Here is a 15,757-nt window from a genome sequence, read left to right as displayed (position 1 = left end):
CGGCGGTGTCGGTGGCCTGTAGGCGGTTTGTCGGTGGCCCCTGACATCGTCGTGGTCATGACGCGAATCGACGACAACCCCGCCGGTGGGCGCCCCGCCGTGACCGTACGGGGGCTGGTCAAGCACTACGGCGAGACCAAGGCGCTGGACGGGGTCGACCTGGATGTACGGGAAGGCACCGTCATGGGGGTGCTCGGGCCCAACGGTGCCGGGAAGACCACCCTCGTACGGATCCTGTCCACCCTGATCACACCGGACGCCGGACAGGCCACCGTGGCCGGGTACGACGTCGTACGGCAGCCCCGGCAGCTGCGCCGGGTGATCGGGCTGACCGGGCAGTACGCCTCGGTGGACGAGAAGCTGCCCGGCTGGGAGAACCTGTACATGATCGGGCGGCTGCTGGACCTGTCCCGCAAGGACGCCCGCACCCGAGCCGACGAACTGCTGGAGCGGTTCTCGCTGACGGAGGCCGCCCGGCGCCCGGCGAGCACCTACTCCGGCGGCATGCGGCGGCGGCTGGACCTGGCCGCCTCGATGATCGGCCGGCCGGCGGTCCTGTACCTCGACGAGCCGACCACCGGCCTCGACCCGCGGACCCGCAACGAGGTGTGGGACGAGGTCAAGGTGATGGTCGGGGAGGGGGTCACCGTGCTGCTCACCACCCAGTACATGGAGGAGGCCGAGCAGCTCGCCTCCGAGCTGACCGTCGTGGACCGCGGCAAGGTCATCGCGAGCGGCGGCATCGAGGAGCTGAAGGCCAGGGTCGGCGGGCGCACCCTGCGGGTGCGGCCGGTGGATCCGCTGCAACTGCGGCCGCTCGCCTCGATGTTGGACGAGTTGGGCATCACCGGGCTCGCGACCACCACCGTGGACACCGAGACCGGGACACTGCTGGTGCCGATCCTCAGCGACGAGCAGCTGACCGCCGTGGTCGGCGCGGTCACCGCGCGCGGCATCACGATCTCCTCCATCACCACCGAACTGCCCAGCCTGGACGAGGTGTTCCTGTCCCTCACCGGCCATCGCGCCGGTGCCCCGCAGGACGTCACGCCCGCCGACTCCCGCGAGGAGGTCGCCGTATGAGCGCCACCACCATCCCTTCGACCGACGTCCGTATCCCGCTGCGCGGGCATCTGCGGCACACCGGCGCGCTCATCCGGCGCAACCTGCTGTGGATCCGCCAGGATCCCGAGTCGATGTTCGACGCCCTGCTGATGCCGGTCGTCTTCACCCTGCTGTTCGTGTACGTCTTCGGCGGCTCGATCGGGCAGGCCCTGGGCGGCGGTCAGGACCAGTACGTGCAGTACGTCATCCCCGGCATGATGGCGATGATGAGCATGACGATGTCGCAGGGCGTCGGTACCGGCTTCAGCCAGGACTTCAACAGCGGTGTCATGGACCGCTTCCGGTCCCTGCCGATCGGGCGCGGTTCGGTGCTGTTCGCGAAGATATCGGTGGAGCTGGCCAGGATGCTGTTCGCGACGGTCATCCTGATGGTCGTCGCCGTCCTGGTCGGTTTCGACATCACCAACTGGCCTGGGCTGATCGCGACCGTGGGTCTGTCCGCGCTGTTCGCCTCGTCGATCATGTGGGTGTTCCTCACCCTCGGCGTCATCCTGAAGAACGCGCAGTCGGTGCAGGCGATGGGCTTCCTGGTGCTGTTCCCGCTCCAGTTCGGCTCGTCCATCTTCGCCCCGACCAAGTCGATGCCGGGCTGGCTGCAGCACTTCACCGACTACAACCCGCTGTCCACGCTCGCCGACGCGGCACGCGGCCTGATGGTCGGCGGCCCGGTCGCGCACGACCTGTGGGTGACGGTCGGCTGGTCGGTGGCGATCACCGCGGTGATGGCACCGGTCGCGATCCACAAGTTCCGGACGAAGAGCTGACGTTCACAGCTCAGACGAGGGCGGTGGCCTCCGCGTGGGAGAGGCCACCGCCCTCGGCGTACGCGGCCTCGTACGCGGGTCCGTCGAGCATCTCCCGGATCCGGGCCTCGGTGAGTGCGAGGACCCGGCGCTCCACGCCGGAGGAGACGTGCCCGGCGGGCAGCAGGGCCTCGGCGGCGCCGAGGCAGCGGGCGGCGTCCGCGGCGCGGGTGCCGCCGTCGAGGCCGGCCAGGGCCATCGCCGCGACGGTGAGGCAGATGGAGGTCAGATGCGGGGTGATGGTCTGGGCCAGCGGGTCCTCGGCGAGCCGGAGTGCTCTGCGGACACGGTCCAGGGCCTCCTGCGAGCGGCGGTCCAGGGCGTCCAGCCAGGCTTCCTGGCCGAGGATCATGACGTCGAAGACGACGAAGTGCGCGATCTTGAACTCCTCGCGCAGCAGCCGGAGCTGGTGGCGGGCCTCGGCGGTGCGATCGGTGAGACCGAGCCAGGCGGCGAGGAAGAGCCGGGCGGCGGGCATGCCCTCGTTGAGGGAGCCGTCCTGGCTGGCGATGACGCCCCGCAGCAGGCGCTCGCCGGTCTCGAGGTCGCCCGCCTCCATGAGCACGCTGCCGAGCCGGGCACCGAGTACGGCCATCTGGGCGCGGGCGCCGAGGCGTTCGGCGTGCTCCTTGGCCGCCCTGTAGTCGGCGGCGGCCGCCCGGTAGGCGCCCTTGCGCTCGTGCGCCTCGCCGCGCGCGGACAGCGCCTCCGCGGTGCCCCAGTCGTCGCCGAGGCGGCGGAATATCTCCAGGGACTCCTCGGCGTCGCGGGTGGCGTCGCCCGCCCAGGCGGTGCGGTTGGCGAGGAGGTTGGCGCGCATCTGCAGGGCGCCGGCCAGCTCCCACTCGAAACCGGGGGTGTCCCGGCAGGTCCGTATGGCCTCGTCGATGATGGTGCGCAGCCGCTCCACGCCCCTGGTCAGCATCTCGGCGTAGAACCACATCATGCCGGGGACCCGGCAGGTCTGCGGCAGGCCCGGCTCGTAGACGCGGGTGATGACGCGCAGCTTGGCCTGCGCCTCGGGGGTCTGCCACATCTCCAGGTCGGTGTCCATGCAGGCGAGATGGGCGAGGTGGATGCCGCGCCGGGCCTCGGCGAGGAGTTCGCCGGTGTACGGGGGCGGGGTGTCGGTGCAGCGCTGCCAGACCGGGCGGGCGGGGCGGACCGGTTCGACGAAGGGGTCGGGGCCGAGGGCCATGACCTCCTCGCACCAGGTGCGGGCATCGAGGCGCAGGTCGCGCATCTGCCAGTACCAGATCAGGGACAGCACCAGGGCGAGCCCCTCCTGCTCGTCGCCGGCGGCGACGGCGTGCCGCAGGGCGGTGCGCAGATTCTCGTACTCCCGCTGGAGCCGGTCGATGGCGGCGCGCTGTTCGGGGCCGCGCAGCAACGGGTCGGCGGTGCGGGCGAGTTCGCGGTAGTACGTCAGGTGGGCGCGCTCGGCCTCGGAGCGGCGCCCGCTCTCCGCCAGCCGTTCGGCCGCGTATTCGGCGACGGTCTCCAGCAGCCGGTAACGCATCCCGTCGTCCGCCACCGGGGAGGCCACCACCAGGGACTTGTCGACCAGGGAGCCGAGCGCGTCCAGGGCGGCCGGGCCGCACACGGCCTCGGCGGCGGCCAGGTCGCAGCCGCCGGCGAAGACCGACAGGCGGGAGAGGACGTCCCGCTCGTCCGTGTCGAGCAGGTCCCAGGACCAGTCCACGACGGCGCGCAGGGTCTGCTGGCGCGGCAGCACCGTGCGGCTGCCGCTGGTGAGCAGCCGGAAGCGGTCGTCGAGCCGGTCGGCTATCTGCCGGGACGTCAGCATGCGCAGGCGGGCGGCGGCCAGCTCGATCGCCAGGGGCAGTCCGTCGAGCCGGCGGCAGATCTCGGCAGACGCCTCGGGGTCGTCGCCGACGCGGAATCCGGGCCGGGCGGCCGCGCCCCGGTCGGCGAGCAGCCGCAGCGCGACCGGCTCGGGCAGCGGCTCCACGGGCCGCACCAGCTCCCCCGGTACGCCGAGCGGTTCGCGGCTGGTGGCTAGCACGGTCAGTTCCGGGCAGCGGGCCAGCAGCCGCTCGGCCAGCTGGGCGGCCGCCTCGATGACGTGCTCGCAGTTGTCGAGGATCAGCAGCATCCGGCGCCGGGCACAGTGCTCCACGAGCCGGTCGACGGGGTCGTGCCCGTCGGTGACCGCGCGCATGGTCTCGGCGCCGGCGCCGTGCATGACCGTCTCGCGGGCGCCGATCGCGGTCAGCACGGCCTGCGCCACGGCGTCCGGGTCGTCCACGGGGGCCAGTTCGGCCAGCCACACCCCGTCCCGGGCGGTGTGCCGTACCGCCTCGGCGGCCTCCTGCGAGAGCCGGGTCTTGCCGGCTCCGCCGGGCCCGAGCAGCGTGACCAGCCGGGCCGCCGTGAGGTCGGCACCGATGGCCGCGATGTCGGACTCGCGGCCGACGAAGGAGGTGAGGCGGGCGGGCAGGTTGCCGAGGGCGGCGGGCGGCGCGGGCCGCTGCTCCGGCGGGGCCTCGGTGAGCAGCTCGGCGTGCAGGGCGCGCAGTTCGGGGCCCGGGTCGGAGCCGAGCCGGTCGGCGAGGAGCTGTCGTACGTCCTCGTAGGCGGCCAGCGCCTCGGCCGGGCGGCCCGCGTCGCGCAGGGCCCGCAGGCGCAGCGCCTGGAGCGGCTCGTCCAGGGGGTGGCTGTCGCACAGCGCTGCCAGCTCGGGCAGGGACTGCTCGGCGTGGCCGAGGGCGAGGGCGGCGGTGTGCCGGGCGCGCAGCGCGTCCAGCCGGCGGGTCTCCCAGCGGGCCGCCTCGGCGGTGCGGTCGGGCAGGTCGGCGAGCGCGGGGCCGCGCCACAGGGCGAGCGCGTCGTCCAGGACGACGGCGGCCTTGGCCGGGTCGCCGTCGGCCAGGGCGGCGAGGCCCTCGCCGGTCAGCCGGTCGAAGCGGGTGAGGTCGATGTCGTCGGGGGCGGCGGCGAGCCGGTAGCCGCCCTCGGCGGAGGCGACGGCGTCCGCGCCGAGTGCCCTGCGGAGCCTGCCGACCAGCGCCTGCAGGGCCCCGGCCGCGTCGGAGGGCGGGTCGGTGCCCCACACCTCGTCCACCAGCAGGCCCGCCGGAACGGTCCGGCCGGCCCGCAGCGCGAGGACGCTCAGCAGGGCACGCAGCCGCGCTCCGCCGACCGGAACGGGCGTGCCGTCGGTGCGGAGTGCCTGGGTGGGTCCGAGGAGGCGATATCGCACGGGGTCCATTGTCTCCGGAGCGGTCGGCGCCGGTCACCGGGTTCGGGCGGCGCGCCGTCAGGCGCCTTCAGGGCCGTCCGGCGTCCGGGACCTCCAGGGTGACGAGGGCGCCGCGGGTACGGCGGACGCGGGGCGGCCCCTGCTGGGGTACGGGCTTCTCCCCGAACCACCTCGGGCAGCGGTCGACGGGCTCCAGGGTCCGTGTCCCGGGGACCGGTTCGAGGCCGCGCCCGTCCGAGACGAAGGTCACCTTCCCGGGCACCGGCTCGACGGGCTCGGTGACGTGTGCGGCCGTGTACTCCTCGTGCACGAGGTCGATGGCACGGACACGGCCGACGGTCTTGTGTCTCGGGTCGCCGTGGTTCTCCACCCACGCCTCGGCGCCGTACCAGCGGCCGTCCCGGGCCCCCTCGTCGACGGCGACCAGCCGCAGGCCGACCTCGTCGCCGACGGAGAAGGGCCTGCCGCAGCACTCCATCTGCCAGTCCTCGTAGAACACCCTCACGTGTGCCATTCCCCCACCTTCCAGGAACCGGACGGCCATCGCGAGACGTTTTCCCCGTGAGCCCCGGCCGGGTACGGTCGGCGTCCGCGACCGTGCCGCCTTCCAGGAGCCGCCCATGACCACCGCCACCACCAGCCGCGCGGACCGCCGGATCAGTCCCGTGTTCCTCGGGATCCTGGCCGTCACGGCGGTGACCGGCTGGGCCACCTGGACGGGGTTCGCCGAGCAGCCGGGCATCGCCGTGTTCCTGTTCGTGACGGCGGCCTGGATCGTCTCCCTGTGCCTGCACGAGTACGCGCACGCGCGCACCGCCCTGCACAGCGGGGACATCTCGGTCGGCGCGAAGGGCTATCTCACGCTGAACCCGCTGAAGTACACGCACGCGCTGCTGAGCATCGTGCTCCCGGTGGTGTTCGTGATCATGGGCGGGATCGGTCTGCCGGGCGGCGCGGTCTTCATCGAGCGGGGCCGGATCCGGGGCCGCTGGCGGCACAGCCTGATCTCGGCGGCGGGCCCGCTGACGAACGTCCTGTTCGCGGCGGTGTGCACGGCGCCCTTCTGGCTGCACGCCCTGGACGGCGTGCCCCGCGACTTCCGGTACGCGCTGGCGTTCCTCGCCCTGCTCCAGGTGACGGCGGCGATCCTGAACTTCCTGCCGGTGCCGGGCCTCGACGGGTACGGGGTGATCGAGCCGTGGCTGTCGTACAACGTGAAGCGGCAGGTGGAGCCGTTCGCCCCATTCGGGCTGCTGTTCGTGTTCGCGCTGCTGTGGGTGCCCTCGGTGAACAGCGTGTTCTTCGACGCGATCGACGCGATTCTGCGGGGGCTGGGGATCGGCGTCGACGACCAGTACTGCGGGCAGGAGCTCTACCGCTTCTGGCAGGGCTCCGACGAGCACTGCTCCGTCATCCGGTGACGGACCCGGGCCCGGCCGCCTTGGCGCGCTTCAGGTAGTACCAGGTCATGTTGGACGACAGGCCCGCCAGCAGCACCCAGACGATCCCCAGCCAGCTGCCCTGGACGAACGAGACGACCGCGGCGGCGACGGCGAGGACGCAGACGACGAGGGTGTACAGGGCGATGCGGGGCATGGGGTCGGCTCCTTGCGGGGGACACTGCTACGACGACAGTGTCCCCCATCGGTCCGCACGGCCCGCACGGGCCGCACGTCGGTTCACACGTCGGTGACGCGGAGCCCGGCGTGTGCCTTGTAGCGGCGGTTGACGGAGATCAGGTTCGCGACCAGGGACTCCACCTGGTGGGCGTTGCGCAGCCGGCCCGCGAAGACGCCGCGCATGCCGGGGATGCGCCCGGCCAGCGCCTGGACGGTCTCCACGTCGGCGCGCGCCTCGCCGAGCACCATCACGTCGGTGTCGATCTCCTCGATCTCCGGGTCCTGGAGCAGCACGGCCGACAGGTGGTGGAAAGCGGCGGTGACCCGGGCGTCCGGCAGCAGGACGGCGGCCTGCTCGGCGGCGCTGCCCTCCTCGGGCTTCAGCGCGTAGGCGCCCTGCTTGTCGAAGCCCAGCGGGTTCACGCAGTCGACGACGAGCTTGCCGGCCAGCTCCGCGCGCAGGGACTCCAGCGTCTTGCCGTGGCCCTCCCACGGCACGGCGACGATCACGATGTCACTGCGGCGCGCGGTCTCGGCGTTGTCGGCGCCCTCGATGCCGTACCCCAGCTCCTCGGCGGCGGCCTGGGCGCGCTCGGTGGCCCGCGAGCCGATGATCACCTTCTGGCCGGACCGGGCGAGCCGGTAGGCGAGGCCCTTGCCCTGCGGGCCGGTGCCGCCGAGCACGCCGACGACCAGCCCGGAGACGTCGGGCAGGTCCCAGGGGTCCTTGGCGGGGGCCTTCGCGGGGGTCTGTGCGCTGTCGGTAGAGGTCATGGGCCGACTCTACGTCCGTGCACGGGACGGCACCGGCTCAGGTGAGCCGCGTCACCGGCAACCGACGGAAGGTGATGGTCTCGTAGGCGCTGAAGTCCCCCGTCTCGTACAGGAGTCCGACCGTGCCGTGGTCGATGCGGACGAGGTCGGAGTAGGCGGCGGGCAGTCCGTCGACGGTGAGGGCCGTGCGCCAGGTGGTGCCGCCGTCGCCGGAGGCACGGAGGGTCATCAGGGCGCGGGCGGCGGGGTCGGCCGGGGCGGAGAAGAGGAGCAGGTCGGGATCGCGGAGCTGCAGGACGGAGGCCTCGCAGACCGGGGCGGTGAGCCCGGCCTGCGGGCGGTAGGGCTTGACGAGCGTCTTCCCGCCGTCCTTGGAGTGGGCGTCGGCGCGGTTCCCGGGTGAGGGCGAGTCGTTGCGGGTGTTGAAGTAGACGCGGCCGTCGGGGAGTTCGGCGGCCGTGGTCTCGTTGACGTTGACGTAGCCGTCGGTGTTCTCGTCCAGGTAGCCGAGGTACCAGGTCTCGCCGCGGTCGTCGCTGAGCAGGCAGTGGCCGCTGTTGTACCTGGCCTCGGCGCCGGTGTCGGTGCCGGTGGGCGGCAGTGTGTGGTTGCCGGGGACGAGCACCCGTCCGGAGCCGAGCTGCAGGGCGTGGCCGGGGGTGGTGGCGTACCAGCGCCAGCCGGGCTTCTTCACCTGCGCGGTGATCTCCCGCGGCCCGGACCAGGTCGCGCCGTCGTCGTCGCTGTGCTGCACCCACACCCGGCGGCCGTCGGCGTCCTTGACCTGACCGCGCAGGATGGCCGCCTCGGTGGCGCCGGCCGCGGCACGGACGTGCACCAGCAGGATCCGGCCGGTGTCGAGGACGACGGGAGCGGGATTGCCGGCGAGGTTCTTCCCGTTCCTCGCGGCGACCTTCAGCGGGCCCCAGGTGCGACCGCCGTCCGTGGACCGCTTCAGGACGATGTCGATGCGCCCGTGGTCGGCGGCGGAGTCGGCCCGTCCCTCGCAGAAGGCGAGCACGGTGCCCTTGCCGCTCGCCACGACGGCGGGAATGCGGAAGCTCGCGTACCCCTCATGACCGGCTCGGAAGGGGACGGACACGTCGGTCATCGGCAGACTCCTCGTGGGAAATCCAGACGCTGGAACGCGGATGGGCCGTGAACATCCCCAGGTTGGGCGAATTCGGGGTGAACTCCGCGTCACGAGTGACCGGTTGCGGCAGGATGCGGTCGCATGGACGCCGTACGGGTCGCGCTGCTGCGCGAAGTGCTCGCCGGGACCGAGTGGTTGGGGGCCACCCGGCGGTTCGCGGGGGTGCTGCGCGGGTCCGTGGTGGCGCACGGGGGCGGGCTGCTGCTGGCGGGCACGCGCGCGTACGAGCCCTGGCACCTGGCCGCGCACCTGGTGGACGAGGCGGCCTGGTCGGGCACGCCGGAGCTGGCTCCCACCCTCGTACGACACCACGCGCATCCCTCCGACCCCGCACACCTGGCCGTCGGTCCGGGCCGGATCGAGGAGGCGCGGCGGGGCGAGACCCTGCTCGTGGTCACGCCCGAGGAGCCGGCGGAACTGCTGGAGCGGGTGCATGCGGCGCGCCGGGCCGGGGTGACGGTGCTGGCTCTGGGAGCGGGCGGGGGCGAGCTGACGGAGATGGCCCACGAGACGCTGGCCGTGCCCGAGGGGGCGGAGCTGGACCTGGACAGCGTGCAGCATCTGGTGAGCGCGGCGGCGGGCGAGAACGCGGGCTCTCCGAGGGTTCGACGGGGATTCCGGGACCGTATGTCGAGGCTGGCCGAAATTCTGACGGCACCGCCGGCTGCCCCTTGGTGACTTGCCCACCCGCCCGCCCGACTCGGTCGGACAACTGCCTTCGGCAGCCGACCACCACCGCTGCCCGGACGAGAAGCCCGATCGGGCACGATCTCGACCGAACGAGACGGGTGGGTGGGTGGGAAAACGGGGTCAGGCGCGGAACCGCGGACGGTGCCGGCGAAAAGCGGTTGCCCTGTACCCCGGCCGAGCGGAGCATGCCGGAGTGCCCTCAGCTCTCCTCCCCGACCTCGCCCCCTGGAAGGCTTCCGCCGACTTCCGGAAACTCTGGGCGTCCGGTCTGATCAGCAACTTCGGCAGCTTCCTGACCTTCGTCGCCGTGCCGGTCCAGCTGAAGGACCTCACCGGTTCGGCGGCGGCCGTGGGCGCGATCGGCGCCGTGGAACTGCTCCCGCTGGTCGTGTTCGGCCTGTACGGCGGCGCCCTCGCCGACGCCCTCGACAAGCGGCGCCTGATCGTGTGGACGGAGGCCGGCCTCGGCCTGCTCAGCGCCGCCCTGCTGCTCAACGCCCTGCTGCCGCACCCCGCCGTATGGCCGCTGTACCTGGTCGCCGCCCTCTCCTCCGCACTGGTCTCGGTACAGCGCCCCGCGCTGGACTCCCTGCTGCCCCGGATCGTCGCCCACGACGACCTCCCGGCCGCGTCCTCCCTGAACGGCCTGCGCTGGACCGTGGGCGGAGTGGCAGGCCCCGCCCTCGCCGGTGTGGTCGTCGCGTACGCGGGCCTCGGCTGGGCCTACGCCGCCGACCTGCTGACCTTCGTCGTGTCGCTGGCGTTCATCGTCCGCATCGCCCCCTCCCCCGCCTCCCACGAATCCGCGAAGCCGGACCTGCGGGCCATCGCCGAGGGCGCCCGCTACGCCTGGAGCCGCAAGGAACTCCTCGGCACCTACGCCGTCGACCTCGCCGCGATGTTTCTGGCCATGCCCATGGCCGTCCTGCCCTTCCTCGCCGACGAGCTGCACGCCGAGTGGTCGCTCGGCCTGATGTACGCGACGTTCCCACTGGGCGCGCTGCTGGTCGGCGTCACCAGCGGCTGGACCTCGCGGGTCCACCGGCACGGCCGGATGGTGGTGCTGTCGGCCGCGCTGTGGGGTCTGACGGTCGCGGCCGCCGGGATCGTCGGCAACGTGTGGCTGGTGCTGCTGCTCCTGACCGTCGCCGGCGGCTGCGACATGGTCAGCGGGGTCTTCCGGGCCGCGATGTGGAACCAGACGATCCCCGACGAGCTGCGCGGCCGCCTCGCCGGGATCGAACTGCTGTCGTACTCGGTGGGTCCGCAGCTGGGCCAGGTCCGCGCGGGCGGGGTCGCCGCGTGGGCGGGCGTACGGACGTCCGTGTGGTCGGGCGGGGTGCTGTGCGCGGGCGCCATGGGGCTGCTGGCCCTGGGCCTGCCGGGGCTGATGCGCTACGACGCCCGGACCAACGTGCACGCGGTGCGGCTGCGCGAGCAGCGCGCCGCCACCGCGCCCACGCAGGTGTGATCAGTCCTCGTCGGCGCCCTTGTCACCGCCCGCGGAGGCGTCGTGCCAGCGCGGGTCGGTCTCCCACTCGAGGTTGCGTTCGGCCGCCGTCTCCATCGCGCGCCGGGCCTCCTCCGGGCTGGCGTACGGCCCGAAGCGGTCCTTGCCGGGGCACTCCGGGCCCTCTTCGACCTTCCGATGCTCCAGGCAGTAGTACCACTCGCCCGGCTTGCCGACGGTGCGCTTCTTGAACAGGGGCATGGACAGCTCCTCTCGCCACCGACATGTTCCCCCATGACCGCTGGTTAGACTCGCTGGCATGTCTGGCCAGTCGCTGCTCGTACCAGGGGAGCTGTCTCCCACCCGTTCGGTACCCGGAAACATCCGCCGCCCCGAGTACGTCGGCAAACCCGCGCCGACGCCGTACACCGGACCGGAGGTGCAGACCCCGGAGACGGTCGAGGCGATGCGCCGCGCCGGCCGCATCGCCGCGCAGGCGATGGAGGAGGCCGCGAAGATCATCGTGCCGGGCGTGACCACCGACCAGCTGGACAAGGTCGCGCACGACTACATGTGCGACCACGGTGCCTACCCCTCCACGCTCGGCTACCGCGGGTTCCCCAAGTCCCTGTGCACCTCGGTCAACGAGGTCATCTGCCACGGCATCCCGGACTCGACGGTCCTCAGGGACGGCGACATCGTCAACCTGGACGTGACGGCGTACATCGGCGGGGTGCACGGCGACAACAACGCCACTTATCTCGTGGGTGACGTGGACGAGGAGTCGCGGCTGCTGGTGGAGCGGACCCGGGAGTCCCTCAACCGGGCGATCAAGGCGGTCAAGCCGGGCCGGCAGATCAACATCATCGGCCGGGTCATCGAGTCGTACGCCAAGCGCTTCGGCTACGGGGTGGTACGGGACTTCACCGGGCACGGCATCAGTTCGTCGTTCCACTCGGGCCTGATCATCCCGCACTACGACAGCCCGCACGCGACGACCGTCATGCAGCCCGGCATGACGTTCACCATCGAGCCGATGCTGACGCTGGGCACGCACGAGTACGACATGTGGGACGACGGCTGGACGGTCGTGACGAAGGACCGCAGGCGGACGGCCCAGTTCGAGCACACACTGGTGGTGACGGACACGGGCGCGGAGATCCTGACGCTGCCCTGACCGGCGCCGAGCCCGCGTCCGAGCCCGCTCCCTGACGGGGGCGGGCTTTCTCTTGTACGCTTTTACCGACACCTTGTCGGCAACATTACCGACAGGCCGTCGGCAAGAGCATTGACTTAGGTAAGGCTTACCTTAGAGGATGCGCCCATGGACTCCTTCTCGACCCTCATCCGCACGGCGTCCCACGAGCAGCACGTGGAGGCGGAGACCTCGACGTTCATGAGCGACCTCCTCGGCGGTCGGCTGGGCGTGGCCGCGTACGCCCGGTACACCGAGCAACTGTGGTTCGTCTACGAGGCGTTGGAGAGCACGGCCGAACGACTGGCGGCGGACCCGGTGGCGGGGCCGTTCATCCGTCCCGAGCTGTTCCGGCTGGCCGCGCTGGAGCGGGACCTGGCCCATCTGCGGGGTCCCGGATGGCGGGCCGGAAGGAGCGCGCTCCCGGCGACGCGGGCCTACGCGGAGCGGATCCGGGAGTGCGCCGGGCGCTGGCCGGGCGGGTACGTCGCCCATCACTACACCCGCTATCTCGGCGACCTCTCCGGCGGGCAGATCATCCGCGACAAGGCGGAGAGGACATGGGGCTTCGCCAGGAAGGGGGACGGAGTCCGCTTCTACGTCTTCGAGGCGATCCCCAACCCCGCCGCGTTCAAGCGGGGTTACCGGGAACTGCTGGACGGGGTCGCCGCGGACGACCTGGAGAAGCAGCGGATCGTGACGGAGTGCAAGCAGGCGTTCGCCCTGAACACCGGGGTCTTCCGTGCCCTGGGCGAGGAGTTCCCGCTGTCCGCCTGACCCGGGGTCAGCGCTCCAGGAAGACCCGGCCGCCGATCTCCACCCAACCGTGCGGCTGCGGTGCCGTGAGGATCTGTGACCCGCTGCCCTGCGTGATGTTCAGTGCCCGCCCCAGCCGGTCGGTGAGGAGCAGCGCCGCCGCGCCCGTCGCCTCGTCCTCGTCGATGCCGTCACCCCGGCCCGGGAAGGCGCGGGCGCGGATCCGGCCGGCCGCCTCGTCCTCCCAGGCCCAGGCATAGATCCACTCACCCGGCGGCGGCACGTCGAGGGCGTCGACCTCGGCGGCGGTGGCGTACTGGCGCAGGGTGCGCGGCGGGGCCCACTCCGCGCGGGCCTCGATCCAGCTGAACTCGCCGTCCAGACGGGCCCCGACCACCCCGGCGGGTGTGACCAGTTCGGGCACGTCCAGCAGCCAGGCCGTGCCGACGCAGGGGTGACCGGCGAAGGGCAGGCGCAGGGTGGGAGTGTAGATGTCGATCACCCCGCGCTCGGGGTCGTCCACGAACACGGTCTCGCTGAAGCCGAGCTTGGCGGCCAGCTCCTGCCGGTCGCTCCGCTCGGGCATCACCGAGCCCTCGCGGACGACACCGAGTTCGTTGCCGTAGCCGCCGTTCGGCCCGCAGAAGACGCGGAGTACGTCGTAATCAGTCACTTGGGAATTGAAGCATCGCGTCACGGGCGAGCGCGTCCCAGGCGGGGGCGCCGCCCGGGAGGGGCCAGGAGCGGGTGGGGGCCGGCTCGTACGGCAGCGAGGACATGACGTCGCCGTACGCCCGTACCAGCGTGTCCCGCTGCCGCTCGGCACCGGGGTCGGCGGGGCGGGCGGCCAGCCGCTCCGTCCTCCGTTCGTGTCCCTGGGTCACCTCGTCGGCGGTCCGTCGCCAGTCCTCCTCGTCCGGCACCCGCGTCAGCACGACACAGGGCGGGGTCCGGCCTTCCGCGAGGGACGCGACGGCACGGTCGTGGCCGTCGAGGACCACCCAGCCGTCGAGGAGCGTGACCCACCACAGGAGAACCGGCGCGAGCGTGCCCTCGCGCGCGTGCTTCCGGTACACCCTCACCCGCGGATCGTCCTCCGGCGACAGCGGCCGCAGCGGCACGACGCCCTCCCAGCCGCCCGCACACCAGTCAAGGTGGCCGCCGGGCCAGTCCCGCAGGAAGTCACCCCACCAGACGTACGTCGGAAACCGGTGGCGCTCCCCGAGGAGCCAACGGCCCTCATGCAGCGGCCCGTCCTGCGGCGCCTCCTCCAGCCAACGCGCGTACTGGTGCACCCAGTTGCCCGGCCGACGCTGCCGCGCCGAGCGGGGCGGCGGCAGCGGCGAGCGGTAGCCCGCCAGCCGGTGCACGAAGAGCCCCTCCCGCGAGCAGCCACCCTGTTCCTCGCGGCCCAGCAGCACCGGTAGTTCCCCCTGCCGCAGTAGCAGCCGACCGCCGGGCGCGCACTCGAAGCGCAACGGCGGCGGACCGGGCCGGCCCCGCACGTCCAGCACCAGGCCGCCCGGCCCCAGCAGTTCCCTGTGCGATCTGTCCATGCAGGCCAGTCTCAGGGAGGGAACAGGGTGTCCGACAGCGGATTACCCCCGTGCGCCGGTCATGTCGCGGCCGAGGGCCCGTCGGTCGAGGCTTCTGTCTTGACCTCTCCTTTACCTTCCCTTGACGCCTGTTTTGAGCCGTCGAGATCAAGCCGTGTCTGTGACATTTCCGTGAGAGCTGAATCACCACCCGGGCGGGTATGGGTGAGGTAAGCCTCATGTAAGTTAGGCCAGCCTCACCACACCGTCCCCCGCTTGGAGCCTGCATGCGAGCCGCCCGACTCACCGTCACCGCCGCCGTCGCCACGGCGGCTTTGACCGCCCTCACGGCCTGCACGGCGAAGAGCGACGCCAAGGACGGCGACGCGATCCAGGTGACCGCAGCCGACTCCAAGTGCGAGACCTCCGCGAAGTCGGTCCCGGCCGGCCACGTCACGCTGAAGATCGAGAACAAGGGCTCCAAGGCGACCGAGGTCGAGATCCTGTTCCCGGACGACCGGATCGTCTCCGAGAAGGAGAACATCGGCCCGGGCACCAAGTACACGCTGACCGCCGAGGTGAAGGCGGGCTCGTACGAGATCGCCTGCGTCCCGGGCATGAAGGGCCGCGGCGTCCGGCAGAAGCTCACGGTCACCGGCTCCGGCAAGGTCGGCCGGCGCGACCCGCAGCTCGACAAGGCGGTCGCCGACTACCGCGAGTACGCCCAGGAGCAGGCGGACACCACCGTGCCGCTCGCCGAGACCTTCGCGAAGGCGATCAAGGCCGGCGACCTGGAGGCCGCCAAGAAGGCGTACGCCCCCTCGCGCCTCGGCTGGGAGCGCACCGAGCCGATCGCCGAGTCCTTCGGTGACATCGACCCCAAGACCGACACGCGCGCCGACGGTCTGGAGGCCGGCCAGAAGTGGACCGGCTGGCACCGCCTGGAGAAGGCCCTCTGGGAGGACAAGAAGATCGGTGACGAGGAGAAGACCCTCGCCGACCAGCTGGTGACCGACCTGAAGGACTGGCAGGGGCGGGTCGGCAAGGCCGAGATCACCCCGACCTCCATGGCCAACGGCGCCAAGGAGCTGCTGGACGAGGTCGCCACCGGCAAGGTCACCGGCGAGGAGGACCGCTACTCGCACACCGACCTGGTCGACTTCAAGGGCAACGTCGAGGGCGCGCAGAAGGCGTACGAGCTGCTGAAGCCGGTCGCGTCGAAGAACGACTCCGCGCTGACCACCGAGCTCGACAAGCAGTTCGGGGCGCTGAACACGCTGCTCGACAAGTACCGCGCCGACAAGAACGGGTACGACTTCGTCTCGTACGACAAGGTCACCAAGGACCAGCGCAAGGAGCTGTCGGACGCGGTCAACGCCCTCGCGGAGCCGCTGTCCAAGCTCGCCGCAGCGGTCGTGAAGTAGGAGAGGACGG

General features: G+C 72.1%; 16 protein-coding genes. 8 read left to right on the top strand and 8 right to left on the bottom strand.

All coding sequences use genetic code 11. The features are described 5' to 3' along the window. The first annotated feature begins 57 nt into the window (after positions 1-57). Together ABZ471_RS08745 and ABZ471_RS08740 are read left to right on the top strand one after the other, a co-directional pair. On the top strand, positions 58-1,083 hold the full coding sequence (locus ABZ471_RS08745; RefSeq protein ID WP_359063954.1) for an ATP-binding cassette domain-containing protein: 1,026 nt from the start codon (positions 58-60) through the stop codon (positions 1,081-1,083). Then, positions 1,080-1,889, top strand: a complete 810-nt coding sequence (locus ABZ471_RS08740; RefSeq protein ID WP_359063951.1) for an ABC transporter permease — start codon at positions 1,080-1,082, stop codon at positions 1,887-1,889. Before ABZ471_RS08745 ends, ABZ471_RS08740 begins: the two co-directional genes overlap by 4 nt. A 10-nt stretch (positions 1,890-1,899) precedes the next feature. Here ABZ471_RS08740 and ABZ471_RS08735 read toward each other — a convergent pair whose 3' ends face one another. Together ABZ471_RS08735 and ABZ471_RS08730 are read right to left on the bottom strand one after the other, a co-directional pair. Continuing rightward, entirely contained in the window at positions 1,900-5,160 is a 3,261-nt protein-coding gene (locus ABZ471_RS08735; RefSeq protein WP_359063949.1) for a BTAD domain-containing putative transcriptional regulator, read from the bottom strand. Between the two features lie 58 nt (positions 5,161-5,218). Continuing rightward, positions 5,219-5,665, bottom strand: a complete 447-nt coding sequence (locus ABZ471_RS08730; RefSeq protein WP_359063947.1) for a DUF6578 domain-containing protein — start codon at positions 5,663-5,665, stop codon at positions 5,219-5,221. Between the two features lie 106 nt (positions 5,666-5,771). On the opposite strand from ABZ471_RS08730, the gene ABZ471_RS08725 reads away from it, so the two are divergent. Next, positions 5,772-6,572, top strand: a complete 801-nt coding sequence (locus ABZ471_RS08725; protein ID WP_359063945.1) for a site-2 protease family protein — start codon at positions 5,772-5,774, stop codon at positions 6,570-6,572. Here the strand turns inward: ABZ471_RS08725 and ABZ471_RS08720 are convergent. The 3 genes from ABZ471_RS08720 to ABZ471_RS08710 form a co-directional block, all read right to left on the bottom strand. After that, complete coding sequence (locus tag ABZ471_RS08720; protein WP_359063943.1) at positions 6,562-6,747, bottom strand: hypothetical protein; 186 nt, start codon at positions 6,745-6,747, stop codon at positions 6,562-6,564. The two genes, ABZ471_RS08725 and ABZ471_RS08720, sit on opposite strands and share 11 nt — an antisense overlap. 83 nt (positions 6,748-6,830) lie before the next feature. Then, on the bottom strand, positions 6,831-7,544 hold the full coding sequence (gene npdG, locus ABZ471_RS08715) for an NADPH-dependent F420 reductase (RefSeq protein ID WP_359063941.1): 714 nt from the start codon (positions 7,542-7,544) through the stop codon (positions 6,831-6,833). A 37-nt stretch (positions 7,545-7,581) separates the two neighbouring features. Next, positions 7,582-8,655 (bottom strand): sialidase family protein, encoded by a 1,074-nt coding sequence (locus ABZ471_RS08710; RefSeq protein ID WP_359063939.1) that lies wholly within the window; start codon positions 8,653-8,655, stop codon positions 7,582-7,584. A gap of 123 nt (positions 8,656-8,778) precedes the next feature. Here ABZ471_RS08710 and ABZ471_RS08705 point away from each other — a divergent pair, with 123 nt between their 5' ends. Both ABZ471_RS08705 and ABZ471_RS08700 read left to right on the top strand, forming a co-directional pair. Continuing rightward, the gene (locus tag ABZ471_RS08705) at positions 8,779-9,375 is read left to right on the top strand and encodes a hypothetical protein (protein WP_359063937.1); all 597 of its coding nucleotides are present in this window, start codon (positions 8,779-8,781) and stop codon (positions 9,373-9,375) included. 205 nt (positions 9,376-9,580) lie between these two features. After that, entirely contained in the window at positions 9,581-10,858 is a 1,278-nt protein-coding gene (locus ABZ471_RS08700; protein WP_359063935.1) for an MFS transporter, read from the top strand. Here ABZ471_RS08700 and ABZ471_RS08695 read toward each other — a convergent pair whose 3' ends face one another. Further along, the gene (locus ABZ471_RS08695) at positions 10,859-11,098 is read right to left on the bottom strand and encodes a hypothetical protein (RefSeq protein ID WP_359063933.1); all 240 of its coding nucleotides are present in this window, start codon (positions 11,096-11,098) and stop codon (positions 10,859-10,861) included. Positions 11,099-11,156: 58 nt separating this feature from the next. Here ABZ471_RS08695 and map point away from each other — a divergent pair, with 58 nt between their 5' ends. Then, positions 11,157-12,014 (top strand): type I methionyl aminopeptidase, encoded by an 858-nt coding sequence (gene map / locus ABZ471_RS08690; RefSeq protein ID WP_359063931.1) that lies wholly within the window; start codon positions 11,157-11,159, stop codon positions 12,012-12,014. A gap of 147 nt (positions 12,015-12,161) precedes the next feature. Next, positions 12,162-12,809, top strand: a complete 648-nt coding sequence (locus ABZ471_RS08685; protein WP_359063929.1) for a biliverdin-producing heme oxygenase — start codon at positions 12,162-12,164, stop codon at positions 12,807-12,809. 7 nt (positions 12,810-12,816) lie between these two features. Here ABZ471_RS08685 and ABZ471_RS08680 read toward each other — a convergent pair whose 3' ends face one another. Next, on the bottom strand, positions 12,817-13,461 hold the full coding sequence (locus ABZ471_RS08680; RefSeq protein WP_359063927.1) for a PhzF family phenazine biosynthesis protein: 645 nt from the start codon (positions 13,459-13,461) through the stop codon (positions 12,817-12,819). After that, positions 13,454-14,344: a hypothetical protein gene (locus ABZ471_RS08675; RefSeq protein WP_359063925.1), complete on the bottom strand. Its 891-nt coding sequence runs from the start codon at positions 14,342-14,344 to the stop codon at positions 13,454-13,456. Before ABZ471_RS08675 ends, ABZ471_RS08680 begins: the two co-directional genes overlap by 8 nt. Positions 14,345-14,610: 266 nt before the next feature. On the opposite strand from ABZ471_RS08675, the gene efeO reads away from it, so the two are divergent. Continuing rightward, a complete protein-coding gene (gene efeO, locus ABZ471_RS08670) occupies positions 14,611-15,747 on the top strand; it encodes an iron uptake system protein EfeO (RefSeq protein WP_359063923.1) in 1,137 nt (378 codons plus the stop codon). Positions 15,748-15,757: the final 10 nt, after the last annotated feature.

Source organism: Streptomyces sp. NPDC005728 (assembly GCF_040630895.1).
Classification (GTDB): Bacteria; Actinomycetota; Actinomycetes; order Streptomycetales; family Streptomycetaceae; genus Streptomyces.
This window is presented reverse-complemented; position numbering and strand designations above follow the sequence as displayed.